We start from the raw sequence: 7,723 nt of genomic DNA on the forward strand, positions 1-7,723 counted from the left end.
GGGAAGTCTCCAATCCCGTATATCCGGGGTATATCGCCCCGGCCTCATTGAAGCTGGTCGGACACGATCCGATTCAACGCCGTGGCGACGTATATCCGGGGTATATCGCCCCGGCCTCATTGAAGCTTTTCTTTATGATGAAGGAATAGAAAAGGTCTAGAGCCAAACGAGACGGTTCGACGGGCTTACCAAGGTTTTCGGTTCCGTTGCTGCTCAACCCCCAGGATCGTCCCCGTCAGGTCGTCGAACCGCTTGCCGCAGTCCCGCACAGATACCGCTGGCAGGCGGGCTGCTGGTCGTTCCGCCAGCGCATCCGCCTCAGTTCCCCGTGGCATTTGCCCTCGTCAAGCAGGTGGGGGAGTCGGCACATGGTGGGCAAAAGCGCCTTTTACCATGACCTCAGAACACCATAAGAGCCGTTTCGGATTAGTCACCGTTATCCGGCGGCGGTGGACCATCGAGCCGCCCGGTGCCAGGCGTTTGAAGCCTGGCGAGAGGTCACCCGTGCCCGAAGGGTGGCCTGGGGAGGTTCCACCGTCGGCGATTCAACCGATGTCGCTCGTCGGCAAGGCTGTTCGCGTTGCGCTCCGCATAAGTTGACAACGCCTCGTCAGCTTGCTGGAAAGCGGGTGTACGTAGGCGGACGCACAGACAGCGGCGAGGTTCCGCAGTAGTTTGATTCAACCAGTGGAACCATCCGCCTCATCACGAAGGAGGCGAATTCGCTACATAAGGAACCCGACGGCGAGGGGAAATTCAAGGGAGTCGCCGAAGCTTACGAGTGCCAACACCTGGAAGGCGAATCATGAAAATCCGAGTCGGCTACGAACTCCTCTACGACTGCCCCCAACCGACGCCGATGATATTGACGGTGAACATCCATTTCACCCGCGTCTCCGACCTCGTCATTCCCGACCACCTCATCGCCACGCCCGCCATCCCCATCGCTGGCTATCGCGATGGCTTCGGCAACTGGTGCAGCCGGATCGTCGCGCCGAGCGGCCGGCTCCGGCTGTCGACCGACGCGGTCCTGAACGATACGGGCGAGGCGGATATCGTCGCCCCGTCGGCCCAACAGATCCCGGTGCAAGACCTGCCCGAGGAGACCCTGGTGTTCCTCCTGGGAAGCCGCTATTGCGATACCGACCGGCTATCCCAGACGGCCTGGAATCTCTTCGGCGATTCGCCCCCCGGGTGGGGGCGCGTCCAGGCCATCTGCGACTTCGTGCATCGCCATGTCGTCTTTGGTTACGAGCACGCCCGCTCCACCCGGACGGCGGGGGAGACCTTCGATGAAGGGATCGGCGTCTGCCGGGATTACGCCCACCTCGCCATCGCGTTCTGCCGCTGCATGAACATCCCCGCCCGCTACTGCACCGGCTACCTGAGCGACATCGGCCTGCCGCCGCCCTATGGCCCGATGGACTTCGCCGCCTGGTTCGAGGCTTACCTCGGCGGCGATTGGTACACCTTCGACGCCCGGAACAATGCGCCGCGCATTGGCCGGGTGCTGATCGCGCGGGGCCGCGACGCCGCCGACGTCGCGATAAGCAGCACGTTCGGCCCCGCTAAGTTGACCGGCTTCAAGGTCTGGACGGATGAGGTGCGGCAGCCCTGTGGCCTTCAAGATTGAAGGCCACTTTGATGCCTACAGAATCCGCCCTGTCTGTACGTGCGCTACCGTACCGACGGCGGCTAGCTTTGCGGCTAGAGTATCCACAGGATTTCGACCATACCGTCTGGCGCATGGCGGCATGGACCACGGCCCGCTCCCCACTCGGGCGTGGCCAATAGAACGTTAATAAGCAGCGAACTCAATTGCCATGCAAGCAGGCATCGACTTTGCTGTCGGCGTCCAACCCACGGGAAAAAACCATGAAAACGATAGCCAAAACGATGACCGCTCTGCTGTGCTTTGCCGTCTTCAATGCACCCGCATTCGCTGAAGAGAAAAATGCCTCGCCGCCCAAGCCGCCACACCAAGGCATGGCGGGCATGGGCGATATGAGTGGCATGGGAGGCATGAGCGAAGAGCAGACGGATGCCCATCTGCGGCAAGTCCAGGAATACCTGCTTATCAACTATGACTACGTACATCAAATTCGCGATGCCAAGGATGAAAAGGAGCAGGCGCGACTAAAGGACGAGTGGTTGAAGGCCATGAAACACCACCTGAAATTAAACCAAGTCCCCAAGCAACTGATGATGCATGGCGTGCCTGAACATAACGCCCCCGAAAAATAGAACCCCCAGGAGCCTGCCCCGAGAAAGGGGTCGGAAAATAAAGGAGACCATTATGAAAACCATAGGCAAAGTAAATAACACCGACGAATCGATGACCGAAGCGAGCCTGAGAAACTTTAATCGCAAGGCGTTCACGATGCCGAAGCGATTAGGGTTATTGACCGTCGTCTTGATGGCGGGCCTGATGCCGACGGTCGGCAACATCCGAGCCGAACCCGCCATCCCGCCGCTCGCGGCCAATTCGGAACTCGAAAACACCGAGCGCAATACTCGCGACAGTGACGATGCCACCCTCACCCCGGAAGACCAAAAGGAAACCAAGGCCGACGTCAAGATCACGACGGCCATCCGCCAAACCATCGTCAAGAACAAATCGCTGTCACTTGACGCGCACAACGCCAAGATCATCACCCGCAACGGCGTGGTGACTCTGCGTGGCCCCGTCAAAAATGACGCGGAAAAAAACAAACTGCAATCCATCGCCCAAAAGACACGGGGCGTGAAGCAGGTTGACAATCAACTCGAAGCCAAAACGCCTTAATCGGCATTAGGAGATAGGTCATGAAAAAAGCAGTATTTTGCATCGCCCAAAATATCGAACAGGCAGAGACCATCGTCGGCCACTTGCAGGCGGCAGGTTTCCCGAATAACGACATTTCCGTCCTGCTACCGGACAAATCTGGCACCAAGGACTTCGCCCATGAAAAGCACACCAAGATGCCCGAAGGCGCCGCCATCGGGGGTGCCACGGGCATTGGCGTGGGTGCCGTGCTGGGATGGCTGGTTGGCATCGGTAGCCTGGCCATTCCCGGCATCGGCCCCTTCATCGCCGCCGGGCCGATCATGGGTGCCTTGAGCGGCGCGGCGGTGGGTGCCGCCACGGGTAGCCTGACTGGTGCCCTGGTCGGCTTGGGCATTCCCGAGTACGAGGCCAAGCGCTATGAGGGAAAGATCACAGGAGGAAGCGCTTTGATTTCCGTGCATACGGAAAGCTCCGAAGCGCGTTCGAAGGCGAAGGAAATCTTCGAAAAGGCCAAGGCGGAAGATATCTCATCGACCGGCGAAACCAGCGTAAGCGATTAAAGACTCTGACGGTTTCGGGAAAAGAATCGCCCCAGCCCCTAAGAATTTAACCGGCGGGAACGGCACCTGATCGTTAGTCGAATCCTGGTCGGCTTCGTATTTAAAACCTATCGCGGCAGGCTGTTCGCCCTGGACCTGTCGAAGGGTATCAAAGGGTTTCTTCAGCCTAAACTCGGCCACTTGGGCCTTCGGTTCCGGGATAACGATGCGCGGTGGCCGCTTGCACCGCCTCGCTTCCCGGTTCCCCTGGCTGGCACCACACGCGCAAAGTCCTTGGAAGCGCCGTTCTTCTAGGAATCAGCACATCCTTCTCGGCATGGCCCACTCCATCCAGTTCAATGGGTATGGGACGCTTCAATTTTGGTATGTAGGCAGAATAGCGGATTTTTTGGAGGCTATTCAGTGACCTTTTTGGAATAGCGTTATTAATCCGCTTTCATCACGTCCTTCCTGCCGCGAATACCGATTCTGTAACCCGCGATCCATATACCGAGCCACAGTAGCGCCTTTGCTACGAAGTAGTATTAAAAAGGCGGGTTAATATCATGGATTTTGAAACTCAAAGAATAACTCTCCCGATTACAGCATACGGAATCCATCCTGTCTGTATGTGCGCTACCGTACCGACTGCGGCTGGTTTTGAGGCTAGAGTGCCTTCAAGGTTTCGACAACATCCCGGTTTAGCGTCGAGATTGTAATCTCGGTCGAGATCGCCTGCCCATATTTTAACCACGCCATCAAGTATAGTGTTTTTCGTAAGCCTTGTAATAATAATCAACTGGAGACTTAGTCATGAAGCGCCTTATCGGGTTTATTTCCGCATTTATTTTAGCCCTGACTTTAATCACCGCTGCGGGTTGCGCATCGACGCCGAAGCACGAGGGAACCGGGGAGTATTTTGACGACACCACCATCACCAGCAAGGTTAAGGCGGCCATATTGAATGAGCCTTCCTTAAGTTCCGCCGAGATCAACGTTGAAACCTTCACGGGCGTGGTCCAATTGAGCGGCTTCGTGAATTCCAAGGCGGATATCGCCACGGCGGCCGCCGTGGCACGCGGCGTCGGCGGCGTGAAGTCCGTCAAGAACGACATGCGGCTTAAATAGGGTAATAAATCACGCCTAAAAAGCAGAGGCGAAGCCTCTGATTAAGTAATCGGAGGATCGTATGAAAACATTGATTTCCATTGTAGCCGTATTTTTGAATGCGGCAGGCGTGGGCACCTCCTGTGCGGTTGACATCCAGGAGAAACAACAGGAGGTCAAAGAAAAGCAGAAGGAACTCAAGCACGAGCACCGAAAGAAATCGGTTGAGCGTGCCCCCGTGGGGCAAAACGAAAGAGGAGTCGTTATGAAAGGCTTTGCGCAGGACATCGAGGGTCTCGCCGTCAAGAATGATGAGTTTCGGCGAGTGCTTTACACGGCAAAGCACTGCCAGCTCGTCGTGATGGCGTTGAAGCCCAACGAAGAAATCGGGGCGGAAGTCCACAAGCTCGACCAGTTCTTTCGCGTGGAGGAGGGGACCGGTGAGGCGGTTCTCGATGGCGTTCGAACGGCGATCCGAGCGGGCTTCGCGGTAGTCGTCCCAGCCGGGACGAATCACAACATCATCAATACCGGCAGTGTTCCACTGAAGCTCTATACGCTCTATGCACCGCCGAATCATCGGGACGGCGTCGTCCATCATACTCGCGCCGACGCAGAAGCCGACAACGAACATTTCGACGGCAAAACGACGGAATAGAGCGTTGACTGAGCGTCGGGCCGATCCCTGCGGGAGCGCCAAAAGGAATCGGCGGAGCGTGCCCAGGAGTCCAATGAGTCGATGCAGCAGGTGAGCCGGGCCAGCAATATCATCGGTACCGATGTAAAAAATTCCAACGGAGACAATCTCGGCGACATCAAGGAATTGGTGCTCGATCCGGAGAGCGGCCAAGTAGTCTATGCCGTCGTTTCCTTCGGTGGCGTATTGGGTATGGGGGATAAGCTCTTTGCCGTTCCCTGGAAGGCACTACATTGGACTCGGGATAAATAGTATTACGTTTTCGATGTGGATAAGAATACCTTAAAAAAGGCTCCGGGGTTTGATAAGAAACACTGGCCGGACAGTTTGAATAAATGGGACCAGTGGCGCGAGGATCTCAATCAGTTTTATCACGTCAACCCCTGAGGAGGAATTGAACGGGCGATAGCAGTATTTGGAATGGCTGGAAATTAAAGTGGCAATAATCATGGAAACGCAAGGAGAACGGCAATGAGCTGGAATCAAGTGGAAGGCAATTGGAAGCAATTCAAGGGCAAAGTTAAGGAAACCTGGGGCGAAATCACCGATGATGAACTGGACCAAATAGCCGGTAAGCGCGATATGCTCATCGGCAAAATCCAAGAGAAATACGGGATCGCGCAAGACGAAGCCGAAAATCGGATCAAGGACTTCGAGCAGAAGCTCAGTTGATTATTGGCTTCTTTTAACGACTCCGATTCATGAGCAAGCGGTTTGGTGCCATTCACCCAATGAGCGGCACCTTTTTTAGTTATTTAATGGGAGAATCAAAATGTCGCTGGGCACAATTTTACTGGTGGTCCTGATACTGATGCTTCTGGGAGTCATCCCAACCTGGCCCCATAGCCGGGGGTGGGGTTATGGTCCCAGCGGAATACTCGGGGTGGTGCTGGTTATCGTGCTGATTCTGTTTTTGATGGGCAGAATCTAGTCGAAACAAAGGTATTAATCCGACCCCAAGCCATGCCATGGCGTAATAGCGCGGACCGTTACGGGTCGCTGTCCATCGGGCTGCACTGGTTCATGCTGCTTTTGTTGGCGGCGGTGTACTCATGCATCGAACTGCGCGAGTTGTTCCCCAAGGGCAGCGATCTCCGCGAGGGCTTGAAGACCTGGCATTTCATGCTGGGCCTGTCAGTTTTGATTCTGGCTTCGTTGCGCTTGGCGGCGCGGATGAGCGGTCCTACTCCGCGCCTCGGGTCGGAGCCGCTGGGCTGGCAGGCGCGGCTGGCCAGACTGATGCACTACGCGCTCTATGCATTCATGATCGGTATGCCTCTGGCCGGATGGCTGATGCTCAGCGCGGCGGGCAAGCCGATTCCCTTCTTCGGCTTCCACTGGCCTGCCCTCATCGGCGAGAGCAAAAGCACGGCGGAGTTCATCAAGGATATCCATGAGACCGGCGGCACGGTGGGCTATTTCCTCATCGGCTTCCATGCCGCCGCCGCTTTGTTTCACCACTACGTGATGCGGGATGGCACGCTTAGGCGGATGCTGCCGCGCCAAGAGTGACCATACCAACCCGTCTGGAAGTCCAGGCCGACAGCCACGGATTAACTGCGGCGGAGGCCGCGAAACGACTGGCCGAGGACGGCCCCAACGCCCTGCCCGGCGGGCAACGCCGCACTTGGCTGCGCATCGTCTGGGAAGCGGCGCGGGAACCGATGTTCCTGCTGCTGTTCGCCGCCGGTAGCCTGTATCTGATCTTCGGCGAACTGCGGGAAGGCTTGGTCCTGTTCGGCTTCGTGCTGGTGACGCTGGGCCTGACGCTCTACCAGGAAGGCAAGACCGAACGGGCCATCGAGGCTTTGCGCGATCTCACCAGCCCCCGCGCCTTGGTGATCCGCGACGGCGAGGCCCGCCGCATCGCCGGGCGCGAGGTGGTGCTAGGCGATTGGGTGATGCTGGCCGAGGGCGACCGGGTGCCCGCCGACGCCGTGCTGGTCGCGGGCAGCGGCGTGCAGGTGGACGAATCCCTGCTGACCGGCGAGGCGGGGCCGGTCAACAAGGCAATCGCCGCCGGAGAAGCGGCCGCGGCCCGGCCCGGCGGCGACGACACGCCGTTCGTGTATTCCGGCACCCTGGTGGTGGCGGGGCAGGGCACGGCGCGGGTCACGGCCACCGGGCCGCGTAGCGAGATAGGCCGCATCGGCGCCGCCCTCGGGACGCTGCAAGCCGAACGTTCGCCCCTGCAAAAACAGACCGCGCGGCTGATCGGCACCTTGGCCTTGCTGGCCTTGGGCATGAGCCTGCTATTGACCGTCGTCCATGGCTTGCTGCGCGGCGATTGGTTGCAGGCGGCCTTGGCCGGTATCGCCCTGGCCATGGCGATGTTGCCGGAAGAATACCCGGTGGTGCTGACGGTGTTTCCGGCCCTGGGCGCATGGCGGTTGTCGAAACAGAAGGTATTAACCCGACGATTGGCCGCCATCGAAACCTTGGGGGCGACTTCGGTGTTGTGCGTGGACAAGACCGGCACGCTCACCGAGAACCGCATGACGGTGGCGCGACTGTACGCCGCCGGCGATAGCTTCACGGTGAACGCTGCGGCAACCGACGCGCTGCCGGAAACGTTCCATGCCCTGGTTGAGTTTTCCATCCTGGCCAGCAAGG

The 7,723-nt window shown here is 58.1% G+C and carries 12 protein-coding genes; 11 read left to right on the forward strand and 1 reads right to left on the reverse strand.

Features of this window, described 5'->3' with window-relative positions; all coding sequences use genetic code 11:
- Window positions 1-185 precede the first annotated feature (185 nt).
- A complete protein-coding gene (locus ACXWUF_RS15035; RefSeq protein ID WP_458495467.1) occupies window positions 186-335 on the reverse strand; it encodes a hypothetical protein in 150 nt (49 codons plus the stop codon).
- A gap of 470 nt (window positions 336-805) precedes the next feature.
- Here ACXWUF_RS15035 and ACXWUF_RS15040 point away from each other — a divergent pair, with 470 nt between their 5' ends.
- From ACXWUF_RS15040 to ACXWUF_RS15090, 11 genes are all read left to right on the forward strand, one after another.
- Complete coding sequence (locus tag ACXWUF_RS15040; RefSeq protein WP_458495468.1) at window positions 806-1,633, forward strand: transglutaminase-like domain-containing protein; 828 nt, start codon at window positions 806-808, stop codon at window positions 1,631-1,633.
- 242 nt (window positions 1,634-1,875) lie between these two features.
- Window positions 1,876-2,244, forward strand: coding sequence for a hypothetical protein (locus ACXWUF_RS15045; RefSeq protein WP_458495469.1), 369 nt, complete (start codon window positions 1,876-1,878; stop codon window positions 2,242-2,244).
- A 52-nt stretch (window positions 2,245-2,296) separates the two neighbouring features.
- A complete protein-coding gene (locus tag ACXWUF_RS15050) occupies window positions 2,297-2,785 on the forward strand; it encodes a BON domain-containing protein (RefSeq protein ID WP_458495470.1) in 489 nt (162 codons plus the stop codon).
- Between the two features lie 20 nt (window positions 2,786-2,805).
- Window positions 2,806-3,327 (forward strand): hypothetical protein, encoded by a 522-nt coding sequence (locus tag ACXWUF_RS15055; protein WP_458495471.1) that lies wholly within the window; start codon window positions 2,806-2,808, stop codon window positions 3,325-3,327.
- A gap of 792 nt (window positions 3,328-4,119) precedes the next feature.
- Window positions 4,120-4,434, forward strand: a complete 315-nt coding sequence (locus tag ACXWUF_RS15060; protein ID WP_458495472.1) for a BON domain-containing protein — start codon at window positions 4,120-4,122, stop codon at window positions 4,432-4,434.
- A 61-nt stretch (window positions 4,435-4,495) separates the two neighbouring features.
- Complete coding sequence (locus ACXWUF_RS15065) at window positions 4,496-5,071, forward strand: cupin domain-containing protein (RefSeq protein WP_458495473.1); 576 nt, start codon at window positions 4,496-4,498, stop codon at window positions 5,069-5,071.
- 81 nt (window positions 5,072-5,152) lie between these two features.
- Window positions 5,153-5,362, forward strand: a complete 210-nt coding sequence (locus ACXWUF_RS15070; protein ID WP_458495474.1) for a PRC-barrel domain-containing protein — start codon at window positions 5,153-5,155, stop codon at window positions 5,360-5,362.
- Window positions 5,363-5,581: 219 nt separating this feature from the next.
- Window positions 5,582-5,782, forward strand: a complete 201-nt coding sequence (locus ACXWUF_RS15075) for a CsbD family protein (RefSeq protein WP_458495475.1) — start codon at window positions 5,582-5,584, stop codon at window positions 5,780-5,782.
- A 100-nt stretch (window positions 5,783-5,882) separates the two neighbouring features.
- Window positions 5,883-6,041, forward strand: a complete 159-nt coding sequence (locus ACXWUF_RS15080) for a DUF3309 domain-containing protein (protein WP_458495476.1) — start codon at window positions 5,883-5,885, stop codon at window positions 6,039-6,041.
- A 32-nt stretch (window positions 6,042-6,073) separates the two neighbouring features.
- On the forward strand, window positions 6,074-6,622 hold the full coding sequence (locus tag ACXWUF_RS15085) for a cytochrome b (RefSeq protein WP_458495477.1): 549 nt from the start codon (window positions 6,074-6,076) through the stop codon (window positions 6,620-6,622).
- On the forward strand, window positions 6,619-7,723 hold a 1,105-nt coding region (locus ACXWUF_RS15090), incomplete at its 3' end, for an HAD-IC family P-type ATPase (protein WP_458495478.1). The genes ACXWUF_RS15085 and ACXWUF_RS15090, both read left to right, overlap by 4 nt.

This window comes from Methylomagnum sp., assembly GCF_054333355.1.

What these genes read in the sequence shown, in the direction of transcription:
- ACXWUF_RS15085 (WP_458495477.1), top strand. Translation starts at nt 6,074, where the DNA reads ATGCCATGGCGTAATAGCGCGGACCGTTACGGGTCGCTGTCCATCGGG.
- ACXWUF_RS15080 (WP_458495476.1), top strand. Translation starts at nt 5,883, where the DNA reads ATGTCGCTGGGCACAATTTTACTGGTGGTCCTGATACTGATGCTTCTG.
- ACXWUF_RS15070 (WP_458495474.1), top strand. Translation starts at nt 5,153, where the DNA reads ATGCAGCAGGTGAGCCGGGCCAGCAATATCATCGGTACCGATGTAAAA.
- ACXWUF_RS15065 (WP_458495473.1), top strand. Translation starts at nt 4,496, where the DNA reads ATGAAAACATTGATTTCCATTGTAGCCGTATTTTTGAATGCGGCAGGC.
- ACXWUF_RS15075 (WP_458495475.1), top strand. Translation starts at nt 5,582, where the DNA reads ATGAGCTGGAATCAAGTGGAAGGCAATTGGAAGCAATTCAAGGGCAAA.
- ACXWUF_RS15050 (WP_458495470.1), top strand. Translation starts at nt 2,297, where the DNA reads ATGAAAACCATAGGCAAAGTAAATAACACCGACGAATCGATGACCGAA.
- ACXWUF_RS15045 (WP_458495469.1), top strand. Translation starts at nt 1,876, where the DNA reads ATGAAAACGATAGCCAAAACGATGACCGCTCTGCTGTGCTTTGCCGTC.
- ACXWUF_RS15040 (WP_458495468.1), top strand. Translation starts at nt 806, where the DNA reads ATGAAAATCCGAGTCGGCTACGAACTCCTCTACGACTGCCCCCAACCG.
- ACXWUF_RS15035 (WP_458495467.1), bottom strand. Translation starts at nt 335, where the DNA reads ATGCCACGGGGAACTGAGGCGGATGCGCTGGCGGAACGACCAGCAGCC.
- ACXWUF_RS15060 (WP_458495472.1), top strand. Translation starts at nt 4,120, where the DNA reads ATGAAGCGCCTTATCGGGTTTATTTCCGCATTTATTTTAGCCCTGACT.
- ACXWUF_RS15055 (WP_458495471.1), top strand. Translation starts at nt 2,806, where the DNA reads ATGAAAAAAGCAGTATTTTGCATCGCCCAAAATATCGAACAGGCAGAG.